The following is a 16013-nucleotide window of genomic DNA, read 5'->3' as shown; positions in this document are numbered from 1 at the left end:
CCCAATTGTAACCCGAACTGGTTATTTTCTTCGTCGATAGGACGAGATAACATAATTGGCACAATAACAGCCGTAATCCATCAGATGAGGACCTGGGCCACAGCGGGCTCTCCCGGGAAGTTCACTGTATTGCGTCGAAAGCAAGCGGGAGCATTGAATGTTGATGACCGAATCTCCTCTACACGATGCGGCCCGGAGAGAGCGGAGCAGCTCCCAACCCAATTTGTTCGTTATGGTGGCCAAGCAGGATTTGCTGTCGGAATGCCTCGCCGAGGTTCTGTCGAAGCACTTTCCCGAGACGGAGATCGCCGTCTATCGCAGCGCCGGAGAGATGACGCACGAGGAGTGGGAGAGCGTCAGGCTGCTTCTCCTCTACGACCTTACCGCGGACCACGTTCACGAGATTGTAGAGGACGCTTGCAAGGAAGCACCCGATGTTTCGATCGCAATCGTGCTGGACGGTGCCAACGCTTATGACGATTACCTGAAGCATCTGGTCGCGACCGGTGCGATCGACGGCATCCTGCCTCTCACGCTTCGGCTGGACGTTTTCCTCGCGGCTATCGACCTTCTGGCAAAGGGCGGCGAGCATTTTCCGGCGGCCCTCCTCAACCGGCTCCATGAGGTCGGACCGCGCAATGTCGGGGCGGTCAGTACAAGCGGCGTCATCCGGAGCGCCGGACAGCCGACAGTTCACGATCACCAGCTTTCCGTGCTGACCACCCGGGAGGTGCAGATCCTGAACCTCATCTGCCAGGGGACGCAGAACAAGACGATTGCCGACCAGCTCCATCTCTCGGAGAATACGGTGAAGGCGCATATCCGCAGTATCTACAAGAAAATGAAGGTGAAGAACCGGACGGAGGCCGCCTCGCGCTTTTTTTCGGACGAACGTGCGGCGGCGGCCGGCAGGGAGTATAACTGACCGGCATTCGCCCTTGGGAATTTTTGGCAACCCCGCGGGAACCGCGAGCCGCGGCAGATGTTCGGTAGACCGTTCGGTCAAGCACAGGCAAACGGGTCATGCTGCCATCTTCGCTAAGCAGATCTGAGGCTGCGCTGCCAGGCGGCAGGGACCTCCTTGCGGCAAGCAATCTGCCGGAATGGGTGATCCGCTCACTCGCTGACAACGGCATCACACGGTTCAGCGAGGTGTCCGAAATGTCGGATGCACAACTCCTCAAACTGAGGGGCGTCGGCCGCCGTTCGATCGCGCTCATCCGATCAAGCGGCGGAGTCCACGCCGAACCGTCTTTCCGCTTCTAGCGTCGATAGAGAAGAAGGACGACCGGAGAGGCCGTTCCTCCCCTGCATCCCGCCTGATTGCCGGCAGTCTTAGTCTCGATCGCTTGATCTGAGGTAACCCCCTTGCGCCCTTGATTTTTCCGGCCATTGGCCGTACCTTTCCTCTCAACTGGAGACTAACAATGGCAGAAGCAGCAAAGGGACCAAAGGTTAGCCGCGCCCGCGGAGAACGGCTTGAAACCCGCATTACGGCTGATCAAAAACGGCTCATCGAGCATGCGGCAGCGCTTCAGGGGCGTACAGTGACGGATTTCGTTCTGTCGAGCGTGCAGGACGCCGCACGACGCGCTATCGAGGAACACCAGCTGCTGGAGCTTTCGCTGCGGGACAGTCAGGCATTTGTTCAGGCTCTGGTCGAGTCCCAGCCGATCAACGATCGGTTGCGTGATACCGTTCGCCGTTATCGCGAAAGAACAGGCGTCTGACCGGTGGGCGGACCGGATGATTTTCTGCGGGTGGAGCTTCTCGGCTCCGGACATGATCGGTCCGAATTTGAGAGCGGCGTGGAGCCGCTCGACCGATATTTTCGCATACAAGCCGGGCAGGACGCCAGGAAGAAGCTGGCTGCGCCATTTGTTCTCGTGCTGACGAATGGCGCCATCGCCGGCTATTATACCCTTTCTTCGACGGCGGTACGGCTTCCGGAATTGCCGAGCGCAGTCGTTCGCAAGCTTCCGCGCTACCCGCTCATTCCCGCGACACTGTTGGGGCGTCTTGCCGTCGACCGGCGCTACCAAGGGCGAGGTTACGGCCAGTTCCTCCTCGCCGACGCACTCTACCGGGCAACGAGAAGCGAGATTGCCTCCTTCGCAGTCATCGTGGACGCCAAGGACGAAAATGCGAGGCGTTTCTACGAGCATGAGAGCTTTTTGCCTTTTCCGGACCAACCGTTGAAGTTGTTTCGGCCGATGTCGGACATCGAAGCACTGTTCCGGTGACGGACGAGTTGACCCCCTCCACCCCAATAAGATGCGATCAGCAATCCCGGTCGTCGAGCAAACACGCGGCACGCCGACGGTAGCGCGAGAGAAGTGCGGCGATCAGCGGGCGGTCTTGCCCGTGCACCCGCGCGAGCGCCATCGACCAGAGGCCCGCCTGGAAACCGAGGTAGCAGGCTTCGCACAGCGCAAGCACATCATCGTCGAGATTGCCGTCGGCCATACATCCCACCGCGTCGGCGAGATACCGCCGTTCGGACGCAGACAGGTCGAACTCGACGGCCGCGCCGGCGACGTCCCAGGCGATGTCCTGACGCCCCACGAGATCATGCGCGCCGTTATGGTCGAGGGCATCGGCCTTGACGAGATCTCCCCCCCGTGTCACCAGCCATTCCCAGGCATGCAGCCGGTTGTCGCTGTCGATCCGCCGCAGCATCCGCGACGGGCGGCCATTTCTCCGCGCAAGACGTCTCACTTCTTCCGCGGACTCTTCACCGAAGGCTTCGCCGAGATTGTAAACGGCCATGTCGCACAGGTCTCCCAGCCCTGCCCCCTGCCCGCCGGCTGGAAGATGTCGCGCGCGAAAACCGAGGTAGCGCGCCAGATGATCAAGAACCTGTCGACGCGGAAGGGCCGTGATCGGTGTCGGTGCCGTCTCGACCCATTGCTGCACGACAAATCCGTGGCAGGTCCCGACGATCCTCGGAGCAAAGCCCGCTTCGCAGAGACGTCCGCCGCGCCGCGCCTTGGCGGTGCCGATTTCGCCAAGTCCGGCGAACTTCACGAGAAAGCGTTTGCGCCGTCCGTCTGCCTCGCTCTCGAAGAGGACCTTGCGTCTCTCGAATTGCGCATCCGCCGGCGGCCGCGGCCTGTCCTGCAGACCGTCGACCTCCCGCCACGTCCCGCCGGAAATATCCCGCCAGCCGGTGCAGCGTGCTCCGGCGACGTCAGAAACCATCGAACGAAGCGTGGATGTCTGCGGATCTAGAAGGAGCGCGTCCGCCGTGACGACGTGGTGCGGGCGCTCCTTCCAGCGGCGCACATGCGTCTCGCTCGCCTTCGGACCCGGATCGCCGTCGTGGCTCGGAAAGAAGTGGATCCGGGCGCGATCGACACCGTTTCGCTCCAGCCAGTCCGCGACACTCCCGAAAGAACTCCCCGAAAGACCCGGCCCCTCGTCGACGATGGCGTACGGGCGATCGCGAGAGGCAAGCAGGCGGCGGGTGAGCGCCGGACCGATCGCGACGCACCGGTCGAAGGGATGGCCGTGCGGACGAAGGCTGAAAGCGGGTGCGGCGCCGAGCGCCGCCGAAACCATGGCAGCAAGGCCGGTGCCGATGCTGCGGATGCCGATCACAACCGTGCTTGCAGGGAGCCCGGACCCGCACGCCGCCTCGGCGTAGCTCTCCGGATAGACGGCATAGAAGGCGTAGCCCTCCGGCTGACGGAGCCGCACTGTACCGGATCCGGCGAGGCGCTCGAGGAGATCCGGCCAAAGCGGATCGCGCGACTGCCCGCTCTCGAAACCGCTTCGCCACGACCCGATGATTGCGTCCGCCTCGATGCGCAGGAGCCGCGCGCCGGCATCCTGCAGCGGCGACCATTCGTCGATGCCGTCCTTTTCGAAGGCCTCGTCAAGTAGGCCCTGAACCAGTTCGCCGGTGCGGATGAACGCGGCGACGAGCCGCTCGTGGCGGGCGAGCCCGGGCGGCATGGCAAAGGCCTTTTCGAGGTTGCGGGCAGTGGCAGCACGGATCGCCGCCACATCCTCCACGCGTTCGATGTCGCCGAAAACCTGCATCTGCCTCTCCGCTCCGGGCCGGAATGCAGCAACGCGCATCGACCGAAGATGATCCCAAGAACAAGCGCGTTTCGGAGAAACTTTGAAAATGCAGGGAACGGTTTCGCCCGCCGAGGGTTCGAAAACCATTGTAGATGCTGGAGTGCACCATGCGTTCAAAGAAAATCCGCGTCGGCCTGGTCGGGGTCGGCAACTGTGCCTCGTCGCTGGTTCAGGGGATCAGTTACTATCGCGACGTCACGGACAACGAGCCGATTCCGGGGCTGATGCACCCCAGCCTGGGCGGATACGCGGTCGAGGATATCGAGGTCTCCGCCGCATTCGACATCGCCGAGACCAAGGTCGGGCGAGACGTCGCCGAAGCGATCTTCGCAGAACCGAACAATACCCGACGCTTCTGCGAGGTTCCGCTGACCGGGGTTCGGGTCGCGCGGGGAAGGACGCTCGACGGCGTCGGCCGCTATCTGCGTGACATCGTGAAGGAATCGGCCGAAGCAGAAGGCGATGTCGCCGAGATCCTGCGCCAGTCCCGAACCGACGTCGTCGTTTCCTATCTCCCGGTCGGTTCGGAGGAGGCGACGCGATGGTACGCTGAGCAGGCGCTCGAGGCGGGCTGTGCCTTCATCAACTGCATCCCGGTCTTCATCGCCTCCGAGCCGGAATGGCGGCAGCGTTTTGCCGACCGCGGCCTGCCGATCATCGGCGACGACATCAAGAGCCAGGTCGGCGCCACCATCGTGCATCGCATGCTCGTCCATCTCTTTCGCGAGCGGGGCGTGCATGTCGACCGTACCTATCAGCTCAATTTCGGCGGCAATACCGACTTCCTGAACATGCTGGAGCGCGAGCGATTGGAATCGAAGAAGATTTCGAAGACCCGCGCGGTGACGAGCCAGCTCGATGTTCCCCTTCCCTCAGACGACGTCCATGTCGGACCGAGCGACCACGTGCCTTGGCTCGAGGACCGCAAATGGGCCTATATCCGGCTGGAAGGCACCACCTTCGGTGGCGTTCCGCTCAATGCCGAACTGAAGCTCGAAGTGTGGGACTCACCCAATTCCGCCGGGGTCGTGATCGATGCGATCCGCTGCGCCCGCCTCGCGCTCGACCGCGGCATCGGCGGCGCCCTGACCGGTCCCTCCAGCTATTTCATGAAGTCGCCCCCGCGTCAGTTCAGCGATCACGAAGCGCGCAGGCGTACTGAGGACTTCATTGCGGACCGGGAGGAGGTGCTCGACGGAGCAGCCGAATGACGGTCACCGTCCTCATGGTCCGCCACGCCGCGCACGACAATGTCGGCGGATTTCTCGCCGGGCGGATGGAGGGCGTCAGGCTCGGCCCTGCGGGACGAAAGCAGGCGGAGCGGCTCGCCGAACGGCTGCGCGGCGCGGACATCGCCGCGATCCATGCGAGCCCGCGCGAACGGTGCCGTGAAACCGCGGAAGCAATCGCCACCGCCTGCGGATTGCCGGCGCCGCAGGTCGCCGCCGAACTCGACGAGATCGACTTCGGCCGCTGGTCGGGCTCGACATTTGCGGAGCTCGACGCCGATCCTCTGTGGCGGCGCTGGAATGCGGTTCGCAGTTGCTGCCGAACACCCGCCGGCGAAAGCATGCTCGACGTCCAGCAACGGGCGCTCCGCTACATCGAGGCGCTTGCCGCCGAAAACGCCGGAAACCGGGTCGCGGTCGTTTCCCATGCTGACGTGATCAAGGCGGTCGTCATGCATGTGCTCGGCCTTTCGGTCGACGCCTGGCCCCGTTTCGATATCGCCCCAGCTTCCGTGACGACGATCATCGGGGACGACTGGGGCGCGAAACTCATCACCCTCAATGACGTGGTGTCCTAAAGCCACGAGAACGCCAAGGAGAAACCATGATCGAAGCTGCGATGATCTGGAACGAGCCCAACAACAAGTCCCACTGGGATCCCGAGATCGATCCCGATTGGACCCGCTTCGCCGAGATGGCGATCCTTGCGGCTGATGCGATCGGCGCGGCCAATCCGGCGGTCACACGCGTGCTGGGCGGAATTTCGCCGATCGATCCGCGCTTCATGGGACGGATGCAGGACTTCGGCGTCCTCGACCATGTCGATGCGGTGGCCGTGCACGGCTTTCCGCTCGACTGGAACCTCTGGCAGATCCACGAATGGCCGTCCAAGATCGACGAGATCCGCGCCGTGACGGGTTTGCCCGTCTGGGTGAGCGAGGTCGGCGTCTCGTCCTTCGGGGCGGAAGAAATCCAACGGTGGGGGCTCGAGCGGACAGCCGAGCTCCTCAAGGGAAAGGTGGAGCGCTGCCAGTGGTACAGCCTCTACGATCTCCCGAGCGAATGGGAGGCGACGACACGGCACAAGGAGGCGGAGGGCTCCTCCTATTACCGGCATTTCTATATGGGCCTGCTGCGGGAGGACGGAACCCCGAAGCCGGCGCTGGAGGCCTTCGCGCGACATGCGGCGGATTTCGGGCTGGTGCAGTGGTTCCATTTCGAGGACCACAGGCTCGACGACGCGGTGTCCTGGATGAAGCGGCTCGGCGTGCGCCAGCTTAGGACCGGCCTTTCCTGGGCGGACCGGTTCCAACCGAATGCGCTGGACTGGTTCGACCGTCAGATGCAGGCGCTCGAGGACTTCGACGTCACCATTACTTTCTGCTTCACGCCCGAGCACCGCGGTATCGCACCCCACCACACGAGCGCCCCGCAGGTACCGGAGGAGTTTGCGGAATTCTGCGCCGAGATGATCGACCGCTATGCGCCGAAGCAGGAACGGCGGCTGGCTACATCGTCACCATCAATGGCCGTCCTCGGCCCCCGTTAAACCGAGGCGCTCCACCAACCGGCCGACGGGGCCGCGGGCGTAGGCAAGTCCGTGATAGGTCGACAGCGCGACCTTCGCCCAGGCGAGATAAAGCCCCGGCCGGCGCAGGAGGCGCGCGGCGAGAAAGATCCTGTGGCTCCATCGCGCGATGCCGTAGCGCATCCGGTAAATCATCTTCCGGCGCACCGAAAGGCCGGCAGACGAGGCCTGCACCCTCTTGCGAGGCATGAGCCCGGCGCGCCGCCAGGTCAGGCGAAAGGAAAGCCCCTCCCGCCGGTGGCGAACGCCGGCGGCCTGGGTCGCCGCCACGAAGCCGGCGTCCACCGGCTCAAGGACGATACGACCTGAGGCAATTCCGTCGCTGACGATCTCATGCAGTTTGCGGGAGCGGACGATCACCACGTTCGTGCCGCGCCCGTCGGACGAATAGGGTTCGACCCAGGCATCGCCAAAGGAGATATCCGCGGTTTCGGCGACCACGTCGTCACAGAAGTTGCAAGCGTGATTCTGGAAGAAGCCGGCGCCCCAGTCGCCGTCGACCATGTGCCACCAGTCCTCCACTCGCGTCGTTCCGTCGCTGAGCGACATCTGTGCCCGATACCAGTTTGCCGGCCGGTCAGGAGATTTCACGCGATAGTCCAGCGTCGTCACCTCCTCCATCCCCGCTCCCATCTGCCAGGCGAAGCTCTCGGCCATCCGTGCGCTCTTCATATGGCCGCAGAAGAGCCCGAGCGTGAAGGTGATGCGTTCGGCGAGAACGGGGTCCTGCGCCGTGGCGAGGCGCACCGCCTTTATGAAGCAGGGAATGCCGATGACGGCATAGCGTCCTGGCACGGACCGGATGGTCCGCAGCACGCCTGACAGCTCCACGGGATAGTAGCGTGATTTTGCCCCCTGCCGGAGCGCCTCGACGCTGCGGGAGATCGTATAGGCAAAGAGCGGCTCCTCCGCTTTGCGCCCGGGTGACGGTGCGACATGGGCGACACCATCGACGAGACCTTTGCGCAGGAGTTCCACAGCAACCCAGGTCACGAGCCCGCCGGAACTGCCGCGCGCGCGAAACGCATCCTCTTCGGCATGGCCGACATAGGCCGCTTCATAGCGGCCGATCAGGGGATCGCGGCCGCAAGCATCGGGGAAGTGGCTGTCGGCGATCACATCCTCGTTTTCCGCATCGGGCGAGAACGGGCAGGACGCGGCGAGCGGCATGGTGGGGCGGTTGAGCCACGCCCGGGACCCGGCCGGTTTCATCTGACCGTAGACGTCAAGGCGCATCTCGACGGTCTCGCCGGCGCATTGCGCGACGCAGGCGCCGCAGCCAATGCAGAGACCCGAACGGATGACATCGGCGGGTGCTAGCGCCGCTCCGCCCGTCATGTCAGGCGCTGACCGGAGCAAGGACATGGGCAAGGAAGGCCTCCGAGCTGCGACGCAGGCCCGCAACCCGGCGGTTGATCGATGAGGAAAGTGGTTCAGAAAGTACGGCCTCCATTTGCTTCTCCGCATTCTCGGGCGCGATCACGTGGTGCTCGGCCCCGAGCATCGACGTCAGGTCACCGAGCTTGTTGCTGCGGTAGTCGGAGAGCACGCAGGCAAACGGCTTTTCGTCGACCAGCGCGACAACGCAGCCGTGAAAGAAGTTGGTGAACACCGCTTCGGCACCGGCCATTGCCGCGGCGAACTCTTCCGGGCCCGCGTCAAGCCATTGGCGGTCGGCAAATTCGTTGTGGTATCCAACGCTGAGCAGCCGAAGGCCGCGGCGATCCGCCCAACGGCGGACTGCCGAGGCGAACCAAGCGGGGAAGCTGTGTCCGTAAACGACCGCGAAGGGGGCATCGGCCTCATGGGGCGCGATGCCTTCGATGCTCTCGGGAAACTGGAGGCACGGATCGAGCACCAAGGCCGGGGTGATCCCGAGCACTTCTTCGATGAGACGCCTCGAATTGTAATCGCGCACCGAGATCACCGAGAAGTCGCCAAGGCCGTCCGCCCAGCGCCCCCTGAGGAGGCCGGCGGTCGTGAAATTGCCGAAACTCGCGGCGTAAGAGGCGAGGCACCGGGCCGGCAGCCCCTCTCCGTAAAAGATCGATGACCCGCCATACCACGGATGATTGAGGTTCCAGACCTCGTCGCTGCCGACAAGCACGAGATCGAAGACGTCAAGCTCGGTCGGGTCGTCGAGCGGAAATGGTTCCGTGCAGGGGAGCACCTCGAAAGCGTCGAGGAACTTGCGGATCTTGCGGCTATAACCGGCGCGTGCCCCGGGACGGGTGAGATCCGGCAATTCGGGCTGCAGGGCACAGCGCCACTCGGCGCGCTCGACCCGGGGTGAGCGGTGCTCCAACAGGAGGACTTCACTGCCTATTCCGTCGAGACCTTCGACGAGGCACCGCGCCTGCCAGTAGGACCCGTAGTTGATGCAGCGATGAAAGGTGAGAATCCCGATCCGGCCCTTCGGCGACAGCGCAGTTCCGCTCGGCAGCGAAACGGGAGAGCGGCCGTCCCGTGAAGAGGTCGGGCGCACAGTGGGCCCGTGTCCATTTATTTTTCCAGGATATGCCACGATCACCGCCCTCGTCTCGACAGCAATGAAACCGCAGGCGGCGGACAATGTTCCGCAAGGACCTGTCGAGGGGCGCGATCAGGCCGTCGCGCGTTCAACCTTTTGACGAGGATGAGATTTTGTCCCCAAGTCATTCATAAAGAAAATGAATCGGTAAGCGCAAACCGATTCAACAAAGTCGTTGGACGTCGCGAATCGATTTGGCGACAGTCCCGCCATGACCGATCATCAAACCTACTCCACCGATCTTCGCCGCATCGATCCCGAACGCAACATGGCGCGCTTCTATCTGCTGTCGATCCAGCCGACCCTCTTCGGCGGCATCTCCCTCATCCGCAATTGGGGCCGTATCGGTACCAGCGGCCAGGTGAAGATCGAGACTTACGACCGGCCGGAGGAAGCGCATCGCGCCTTTCGACGCCTCGAGCGCGTGAAGCGCAGACGGGGCTACGTCGACCCGCGTCAGGTGGAGGGTGGGAATCTGGTCTAGGGTGGAAGGCCGGCGGGGTCGCAAGCTTTGGAGTCATCGCGAACATCAGAACTGCCGATACCGCGCCAGCGGCAGGCCCTCTTGGTCCACCCAGCGGTTCGAACTGGCGAACGCTTTGGCATTTTCGCGTCGCCACCACTCACCAATCGTCTCCGCCGGTGCCGGCTGAGCGCAGGCCTCTGCACCCCGCCGGAGGCGCGGGCCTCGAGATTTCGCATCCTCCAGAGGAGCGTGTTCTGGCGCGTGTTTAGCCGGTGTTTTGCGCGTGGGATCTGTCGGCATTCGCTCGCCTCCTCCGAACATGCATGATGCACGCGCAAGTCCCTTCCGTGCAACGCCTGAGGCCCTACCTTGACTAATTCATTCGTTTGATTTATTTTCGCGTTATGAAGAATCCGAGCCCCTCCCTCCGAGACAACCGCCCCGAACGCGGGGACGCGACGCGCGACCGCCTGCTGGCCGCTGCGATCGACGTCTTCGGTCGCAACGGATTCGATGCGACCACCACGCGTGCGCTAGCGCACGCGGCAGAGGTCAATCTTCAAGCGATCGGCTACTATTTCGGCGGCAAGGAAGGCCTCTATCTCGCGGCCGCAGATCACATCGCGAAATCCGTCGCAACGCATATCGGAGCGGTCCGCGAGAACCTCGAAGCCCGCCTCGCCGCCGCTGATGGTTTCGGCCCCCGTCCGTCGGAAGCAGAGACCCGGGCCATGCTCGCCGACATCCTCGCCGCGATGGCGAGGCTCTTCACCAGCCGGGAATCGGAGGCCTGGGTTCGCTTCATGGTTCATGAGCAGATGGCCCCGACCGAAGCCTTCGATCGGGTTTATACGAACGCGATGAGGCCGATCCTGCAGGTCGTCGGCAGGCTCGTCGCCCGCCTGCTCGACGAGGATCCGATGTCCGAACACGTTCGGCTCCGGACCCTCTCGCTGGTCGGTGGCCTGCTGATCCTCCGTGTCGCGCAAGGTGCAGTAGAGGCCCATCTCGGCTGGAAGAATTTCGGAGCACGCGAGATCGACGCCGTCCAGGCGCTAGCGCGGGAACTGGCCGCGGGTGTCGTCCGGCAAGAGGAAAAACCATGAAGAAGACCGTCGCCGTTCCCGCACTCCTGCTCGTCGTCAGTGCAGGTCTCGCCGCGGCTTTCTGGACTGACCTGCCGACCAGGTTCGGCTGGGAAAGCACGAAGGCGAATGATCTGACGCTCTACGGCAATGTCGACATCCGCCAGGTACAGCTCGGCTTCCGCGTCAGCGGCCGCATCGCCGGCATGAAGGTGGAGGAAGGCGATGCCGTCCATCAAGGCCAGACGCTCGCAACGCTCGACGCCGGCCCCTACGAAGATTCCATGCACGCCGCCGAGGCGCAGGTCGCCGCCCTGAAAGCAACGCTCGACAAGCTGATCGCCGGCCCTCGACCGGCCGAAATCGAACAGGCACGGGCGGTGCATGAGGAACGAACCGCCGAATTGCAGCTTGCACAGCAGGCCTTCGACCGCGCCCGGCAATTGCGGCCTTCGGACGCAATCTCGCAGGCCGATCTCGACCAGGCGGCGGCAAACCGTGCGGCGGCAACGGCCCGCCTCGCCTCCGCACGGGAATCGCTGCGCCTTCTCGAAGAGGGGTCGCGACCGGAAGACATCGCCGTCGCCCGCGCCAATCTCGAGGCGGCCGAGGCGAGCTTTGCCGGCGCCCGCACCGCGCTTGCCGATACCGAACTCAAGGCTCCGGCGGATGCGATCGTGCTTTCCCGCGTGCGCGAGCCAGGCGCAATCATCTCGCCGAGCGACACGGTCTACGTGCTGTCGCTCGCCCAGCCGGTCTGGATCAGAACATACATCGCCGAGCCGATGCTCGGGTTGATCCACCCGGGAATGCAGGTCGAAGTCCATTCCGACAGCGCACCGGGGAAACCTTATCGCGGCCGCATCGGCTTCATCTCGCCGGTGGCTGAATTCACGCCGAAATCGGTCGAGACGCCGGAACTTCGGACCGACCTCGTCTACCGGCTCCGGGTGATCGTCGACAACGCAGATCCCGGTCTCCGCCAGGGGATGCCGGTCACGGTCCGAATTCCGGCAACCGGTCAGACGGAGTGAGACAATGGGTGAGACGCTCGCCCGCTTCGAGACCGTCACGCGGCGCTTCGGCAAGGGGGCACCCGCCCTCGACGGCGTGAGCGGCGAGATCGGCGGCGGCGAGATCACCGGCCTCGTCGGCCCCGACGGCGCCGGCAAGACCACCTTGATCCGACTGATGACCGGGCTGATGCTGCCCGACGCGGGCCGCGTAGAGGTGCTCGGTATCGATACCGCCCGCTCGCCGCAGAGCATCCAGAACCTGATCGGCTACATGCCGCAACGTTTCGGGCTCTACGAGGATCTCTCCGTTCAGGAAAACCTCGACCTCTATGCCGATCTCCGCGGCTTACCGCGCGAGGAGCGTCCGGCGGCCTTCGACGAGCTTCTCACCTTCACGGATCTCAAGCGGTTCACCGGCCGGCTCGCCGGCAAGCTCTCGGGCGGCATGAAGCAGAAGCTCGGGCTTGCCTGCGCGCTGCTGAAGAAGCCTCGCCTGCTGCTCCTCGACGAACCAGGTGTCGGTGTCGATCCGATTTCGCGGCGGGAACTCTGGGCGATGGTCGAGGACCTGACGAAGGAAGGGATCGGCGTCGTCTGGTCGACGGCCTATCTCGATGAGGCGGAGGCATGCGACCGCGTCCTTCTGCTGAACGGCGGCAAACTGCTCTTCAACGGCGTTCCTTCGGAGCTGACCAATCGCGTCGCCGGTCGTGTCTACAAGATTCTCGACGTCGAGGGACGTCGCCGCCAGGTGTTGACGAGTGTCCTGCAGCAGCCCGGAACGGTCGACGGCGTCATTCAGGGCGAAGCGATCCGCCTGGTGCTCGCGGGTGGCACGCAGCCGACAGTCTTGGAGATCGCCGGATCAGGTGCGCGCCTGCGGCCAACCGAACCACGATTCGAGGACGCCTTCGTCGACCTTCTCGGCGGCGGGCCCGACGGCCGGTCGAAGCTCGCGGAGGCGACGACACCCCTTCCCGCCGACGACGGCCGGGCGGTCATCGAGGCGCGCGGGCTCACCAAGCGCTTCGGCGATTTCACCGCCGCCGAGGACATCAGTTTCGCAATCCCCCGCGGTCAGATCTTCGGGCTGCTCGGGCCGAACGGCGCCGGCAAGTCGACCACATTCAAGATGCTCTGCGGCCTCTTGAGGCCGACGAGCGGGGACGGCCGTGTCGCCGGCTTCGACCTCCGCCGCGACACGGCCGCAGCCCGCAACCGGCTCGGCTACATGGCCCAGAAATTCTCGCTCTACGGCGATCTGAGCGTCGCGCAAAACCTTGATTTCTTCGCCGGCGTCTATGGCCTCGGCAAGGGCCGGCGGCGCGAGCGCATCTCGTTGATGACGGAGATCTTCGATTTCGGCAACCACCTGAAGATGTCGGCGAAGGACCTGCCCCTCGGCCTCAAGCAGCGGCTGGCGCTCGCCTGCGCCGCGCTGCACGAGCCGGAAGCGCTGTTCCTCGACGAGCCGACCTCCGGCGTCGATCCGATCACCCGGCGCGAATTCTGGACCCATATTAACGGCCTCGTCGAAAAGGGCGTCACCGTTCTGGTGACCACCCATTTCATGGAAGAGGCCGAATATTGCGACCGGATCTCGCTCATTTATCGCGGTCGCGCGATCGCGCTCGGCTCGCCGGACGAGCTCAAGGCGCGCGTGGCGAGCGCCGACAATCCCGATCCGACGATGGAGGATGCCTTCGTCACGCTGGTGCGCAACTCGGACCTGGAGGACGCAGCATGACGGGTCACCCTGCCCCCTCCGCCTCTGCTGCCACCGGCCGGCGCCGGCGCTTCCTCGCGCTGATGCGCAAGGAGATCTACCAGATTATCCGTGACCCGAGCAGTATCCTGATTGCCTTCGTTCTGCCGCTCGTGTTGCTCTTCATCTTCGGCTACGGGGTATCGCTCGATGCGACCCGCACCCGTGTCGGCGTGGTGGTCGAGGCCTCGACGCCGCTTGCCGACGACCTCGCGGCGAGCTTCCGGGCCTCGCGCTATTTCGAAGCCGTGATCGGCCGAGATCGCCGCACCTTCGAAGAGGACCTCGTGCTCGGCAAGGTGCGCGGCATTCTGGTGATTCCCTCGACCTTCGCGCTGGACGCCGCAACTGGCGGCAGTCCCCGGATACAGGTGATCGTCGACGGTACCGATCCCAACACAGCGAATTTCGTGCAGAACTATGCGAGAGGCGTCGTCTCCACCTGGGCCGCGATCCGCTCGGCCGAGACGGCGCTCGCACCGCCACGGGTCATCGTCGAACAGCGCTTCTGGTTCAACCCGGAGCTCAGCAGCCGCTATTTCCTCGTGCCCGGTTCGGTGGCGATCGTCATGACGCTGGTCGGCACGCTTCTGACCTCGCTCGTCGTCGCCCGCGAATGGGAGCGCGGGACCATGGAGGCGGTGATGGCGACGCCGGTCGGTGCACTGGAACTGCTCGCCGGCAAGGTTATCCCCTATTTCCTCCTCGGTCTCGTGGCGATGAGCCTCTGCGTCGCCGTCGCGGTCCTCCTCTTCGGCGTGCCGTTCCGCGGATCGTTGCTGGCGCTCTACGCCTTGTCGGCGAGCTTTCTCGTGCCCGCACTCGGCCAGGGACTCCTCATTTCGGCCGCCACCAAGAACCAGTTCCTTGCCTCGCAGCTCGCCCTGCTTTCCGCCTTCCTGCCGGCCTTCCTGCTGTCGGGTTTCCTGTTCGAGATCGATTCCATGCCGGCACCGATCCGCCTCATCACCGCGATCGTACCGGCCCGCTACCTGATCCCGAGCCTCGAAAGCGTATTTCTCGCCGGCGACATTTGGCCGATGTTCCTGCGCTCGATGGCGATCATGATCGCGATCGGCGCCGTCCTGCTGACACTTGCCGCCCGCAGCACCCGCAAGAGGATCGCCTGACATGTGGTGGCTCCGGCTGAAGGCGTTGATCATCAAGGAACTGCTCGCGGTGCTGCGCGACCCCAAGGGCAGGGCGATCGTGATCGGCCCGCCGATCATACAGCTCTTCGTCTTCTCCTATGCGGCGACGCTCGAGGTCCGCAACGTCGACGTCCTGGTGCTGAACCGGGATGCCGGGCGATGGGGATACGAGCTCGTGCAGCGGATCGACGCCGCCCCGTCGTTCCGCGAGATCATCCGCGTCGAGACGCCGGCCGAGATCAGGGAAGGCATCGACCGGCAGCAGGCAATTGCCGCCGTCGTCGTCGGCCCGGGCTTCTCGCGCGACATCGAGAGCGGCACGCCCGCCGACCTGCAGATCATACTCGACGGGCGCCGCTCGAACGCCGCGCAGATCGTCGCCGGCTATCTCGGCGAAATCGTTGCTGCGCTCTCTGCCGACGTCCCGACGGGCGGCCGACCGAAGGCGCGGGCGGTCGAGGTCGTGCCGCGCAACTGGTTCAACCCCAATCTTACCTATCAGTGGTTCATGGTGCCCAATCTGATTGCGGTGATCGCGATGCTGATGGGCATCGTCGTGACGGCACTGTCGATCGCCCGTGAGCGCGAGCTCGGCACCTTCGACCAGCTGATGGTCTCACCGCTCAGGACGCATGAAATTCTCACCGGCAAGGTCATCCCGCCGATGCTGATCGGCGCCTTCCACACCACCGTCTACGTGCTCGCGGCCGTGTTCTTCTTCCACGTGCCGCTCGAAGGCTCGCTTCTCTATCTCTACGCCGCCGCGTTCTTCTACCTGCTTTCAGTGGTCGGAATCGGCCTCTTCATCTCGGCGATCTCAATGACGCAGCAACAGGCGATCCTCGGCGCCTTTCTGTTCATCGTGCCTGCGATCCTGCTCTCCGGCTTCGCGACGCCGATCGAGAACATGCCGGACTGGCTCCAGCCGGTGACGGCCCTGAACCCCGTCCGCTATTTCCTGGTCGTGGTTCGCGGCGTCTTCCTCAAGGATATTCCCTTAGGCGAGGTCGTGCGCAACACCCTCCCCCTCCTCGCCATCGCCTGCGTGACGCTCACCGCCGCTGCTTGGCTTTTTCGGAGGCGGTTGGAGTAAAGGG

16 protein-coding genes are annotated in these 16013 nt (G+C 64.3%); 12 read left to right on the top strand and 4 right to left on the bottom strand.

Going from position 1 to position 16013, the window contains the following annotated elements; translation table 11 throughout:
• Nucleotides 1-223 precede the first annotated feature (223 nt).
• The 3 genes from H4I97_RS22700 to H4I97_RS22690 all read left to right on the top strand — a co-directional run bounded on the left by H4I97_RS22700 (nt 224) and on the right by H4I97_RS22690 (nt 2243).
• A complete protein-coding gene (locus H4I97_RS22700; protein ID WP_378143621.1) occupies nt 224-925 on the top strand; it encodes a helix-turn-helix transcriptional regulator in 702 nt (233 codons plus the stop codon).
• Nucleotides 926-1427: 502 nt separating this feature from the next.
• Nucleotides 1428-1730: a type II toxin-antitoxin system TacA family antitoxin gene (locus H4I97_RS22695; protein ID WP_182307957.1), complete on the top strand. Its 303-nt coding sequence runs from the start codon at nt 1428-1430 to the stop codon at nt 1728-1730.
• A 3-nt stretch (nt 1731-1733) separates the two neighbouring features.
• On the top strand, nt 1734-2243 hold the full coding sequence (locus H4I97_RS22690; protein WP_182307956.1) for a GNAT family N-acetyltransferase: 510 nt from the start codon (nt 1734-1736) through the stop codon (nt 2241-2243).
• A gap of 37 nt (nt 2244-2280) precedes the next feature.
• Here the strand turns inward: H4I97_RS22690 and H4I97_RS22685 are convergent, their stop codons facing one another.
• Nucleotides 2281-4044 carry a hypothetical protein gene (locus H4I97_RS22685; protein ID WP_244658835.1) on the bottom strand — a complete coding sequence of 588 codons (1764 nt, stop codon included), beginning with the start codon at nt 4042-4044 and terminating at the stop codon, nt 2281-2283.
• A 149-nt stretch (nt 4045-4193) separates the two neighbouring features.
• Between H4I97_RS22685 and H4I97_RS22680 the strand changes: the two genes are divergently transcribed.
• Genes H4I97_RS22680 through H4I97_RS22670 form a run of 3 tightly spaced genes read left to right on the top strand, consistent with a single transcriptional unit; the run spans nt 4194 to nt 6864 of the window.
• Complete coding sequence (locus tag H4I97_RS22680; protein WP_182307955.1) at nt 4194-5297, top strand: inositol-3-phosphate synthase; 1104 nt, start codon at nt 4194-4196, stop codon at nt 5295-5297.
• Complete coding sequence (locus H4I97_RS22675) at nt 5294-5893, top strand: histidine phosphatase family protein (protein WP_182307954.1); 600 nt, start codon at nt 5294-5296, stop codon at nt 5891-5893. Before H4I97_RS22680 ends, H4I97_RS22675 begins: the two co-directional genes overlap by 4 nt.
• A 26-nt stretch (nt 5894-5919) precedes the next feature.
• Nucleotides 5920-6864, top strand: coding sequence for a glycoside hydrolase 5 family protein (locus H4I97_RS22670; RefSeq protein WP_182307953.1), 945 nt, complete (start codon nt 5920-5922; stop codon nt 6862-6864).
• On the opposite strand, the gene H4I97_RS22665 is transcribed toward H4I97_RS22670, so the two are convergent.
• Together H4I97_RS22665 and H4I97_RS22660 are read right to left on the bottom strand one after the other, a co-directional pair.
• Nucleotides 6838-8268: a Coenzyme F420 hydrogenase/dehydrogenase, beta subunit C-terminal domain gene (locus H4I97_RS22665; RefSeq protein WP_244658834.1), complete on the bottom strand. Its 1431-nt coding sequence runs from the start codon at nt 8266-8268 to the stop codon at nt 6838-6840. The genes H4I97_RS22670 and H4I97_RS22665 overlap by 27 nt on opposite strands.
• Nucleotides 8243-9346 carry a polysaccharide pyruvyl transferase family protein gene (locus H4I97_RS22660; protein ID WP_425306248.1) on the bottom strand — a complete coding sequence of 368 codons (1104 nt, stop codon included), beginning with the start codon at nt 9344-9346 and terminating at the stop codon, nt 8243-8245. The genes H4I97_RS22665 and H4I97_RS22660 overlap by 26 nt, the downstream gene beginning before the upstream one ends.
• A 298-nt stretch (nt 9347-9644) precedes the next feature.
• Between H4I97_RS22660 and H4I97_RS22655 the strand changes: the two genes are divergently transcribed.
• Nucleotides 9645-9917, top strand: coding sequence for a WGR domain-containing protein (locus H4I97_RS22655; RefSeq protein ID WP_182307952.1), 273 nt, complete (start codon nt 9645-9647; stop codon nt 9915-9917).
• Between the two features lie 45 nt (nt 9918-9962).
• Here H4I97_RS22655 and H4I97_RS22650 read toward each other — a convergent pair whose 3' ends face one another.
• Nucleotides 9963-10199 carry a type II toxin-antitoxin system CcdA family antitoxin gene (locus tag H4I97_RS22650; RefSeq protein WP_182307951.1) on the bottom strand — a complete coding sequence of 79 codons (237 nt, stop codon included), beginning with the start codon at nt 10197-10199 and terminating at the stop codon, nt 9963-9965.
• A gap of 104 nt (nt 10200-10303) precedes the next feature.
• On the opposite strand from H4I97_RS22650, the gene H4I97_RS22645 reads away from it, so the two are divergent.
• From H4I97_RS22645 to H4I97_RS22625, 5 genes are read left to right on the top strand one after another with little or no spacing between them, the layout of a single operon-like run.
• Nucleotides 10304-11005: a CerR family C-terminal domain-containing protein gene (locus tag H4I97_RS22645; protein WP_182307950.1), complete on the top strand. Its 702-nt coding sequence runs from the start codon at nt 10304-10306 to the stop codon at nt 11003-11005.
• On the top strand, nt 11002-12018 hold the full coding sequence (gene hlyD, locus H4I97_RS22640) for a secretion protein HlyD (protein WP_182307949.1): 1017 nt from the start codon (nt 11002-11004) through the stop codon (nt 12016-12018). Before H4I97_RS22645 ends, hlyD begins: the two co-directional genes overlap by 4 nt.
• A gap of 4 nt (nt 12019-12022) precedes the next feature.
• Nucleotides 12023-13747, top strand: coding sequence for an ATP-binding cassette domain-containing protein (locus H4I97_RS22635; protein ID WP_182307948.1), 1725 nt, complete (start codon nt 12023-12025; stop codon nt 13745-13747).
• Entirely contained in the window at nt 13744-14895 is a 1152-nt protein-coding gene (locus H4I97_RS22630; RefSeq protein WP_182307947.1) for an ABC transporter permease, read from the top strand. The genes H4I97_RS22635 and H4I97_RS22630 overlap by 4 nt, the downstream gene beginning before the upstream one ends.
• 1 nt (nt 14896) lies before the next feature.
• On the top strand, nt 14897-16009 hold the full coding sequence (locus tag H4I97_RS22625; RefSeq protein WP_182307946.1) for an ABC transporter permease: 1113 nt from the start codon (nt 14897-14899) through the stop codon (nt 16007-16009).
• Nucleotides 16010-16013 lie beyond the last annotated feature (4 nt).

This window comes from Ciceribacter thiooxidans, from assembly GCF_014126615.1.
Classification (GTDB): domain Bacteria; phylum Pseudomonadota; class Alphaproteobacteria; order Rhizobiales; family Rhizobiaceae; genus Allorhizobium; species Allorhizobium thiooxidans.
This window is presented reverse-complemented; position numbering and strand designations above follow the sequence as displayed.

Coding starts and splice junctions, on each gene's coding strand:
- H4I97_RS22645 (WP_182307950.1), top strand. CDS start 10,304: ATGAAGAATCCGAGCCCCTCCCTCCGAGACAACCGCCCCGAACGCGGG.
- H4I97_RS22695 (WP_182307957.1), top strand. CDS start 1,428: ATGGCAGAAGCAGCAAAGGGACCAAAGGTTAGCCGCGCCCGCGGAGAA.
- H4I97_RS22655 (WP_182307952.1), top strand. CDS start 9,645: ATGACCGATCATCAAACCTACTCCACCGATCTTCGCCGCATCGATCCC.
- H4I97_RS22680 (WP_182307955.1), top strand. CDS start 4,194: ATGCGTTCAAAGAAAATCCGCGTCGGCCTGGTCGGGGTCGGCAACTGT.
- H4I97_RS22675 (WP_182307954.1), top strand. CDS start 5,294: ATGACGGTCACCGTCCTCATGGTCCGCCACGCCGCGCACGACAATGTC.
- H4I97_RS22630 (WP_182307947.1), top strand. CDS start 13,744: ATGACGGGTCACCCTGCCCCCTCCGCCTCTGCTGCCACCGGCCGGCGC.
- H4I97_RS22670 (WP_182307953.1), top strand. CDS start 5,920: ATGATCGAAGCTGCGATGATCTGGAACGAGCCCAACAACAAGTCCCAC.
- H4I97_RS22635 (WP_182307948.1), top strand. CDS start 12,023: ATGGGTGAGACGCTCGCCCGCTTCGAGACCGTCACGCGGCGCTTCGGC.
- H4I97_RS22625 (WP_182307946.1), top strand. CDS start 14,897: ATGTGGTGGCTCCGGCTGAAGGCGTTGATCATCAAGGAACTGCTCGCG.
- H4I97_RS22685 (WP_244658835.1), bottom strand. CDS start 4,044: ATGCAGGTTTTCGGCGACATCGAACGCGTGGAGGATGTGGCGGCGATC.
- H4I97_RS22665 (WP_244658834.1), bottom strand. CDS start 8,268: ATGTCCTTGCTCCGGTCAGCGCCTGACATGACGGGCGGAGCGGCGCTA.
- hlyD (WP_182307949.1), top strand. CDS start 11,002: ATGAAGAAGACCGTCGCCGTTCCCGCACTCCTGCTCGTCGTCAGTGCA.
- H4I97_RS22650 (WP_182307951.1), bottom strand. CDS start 10,199: ATGCCGACAGATCCCACGCGCAAAACACCGGCTAAACACGCGCCAGAA.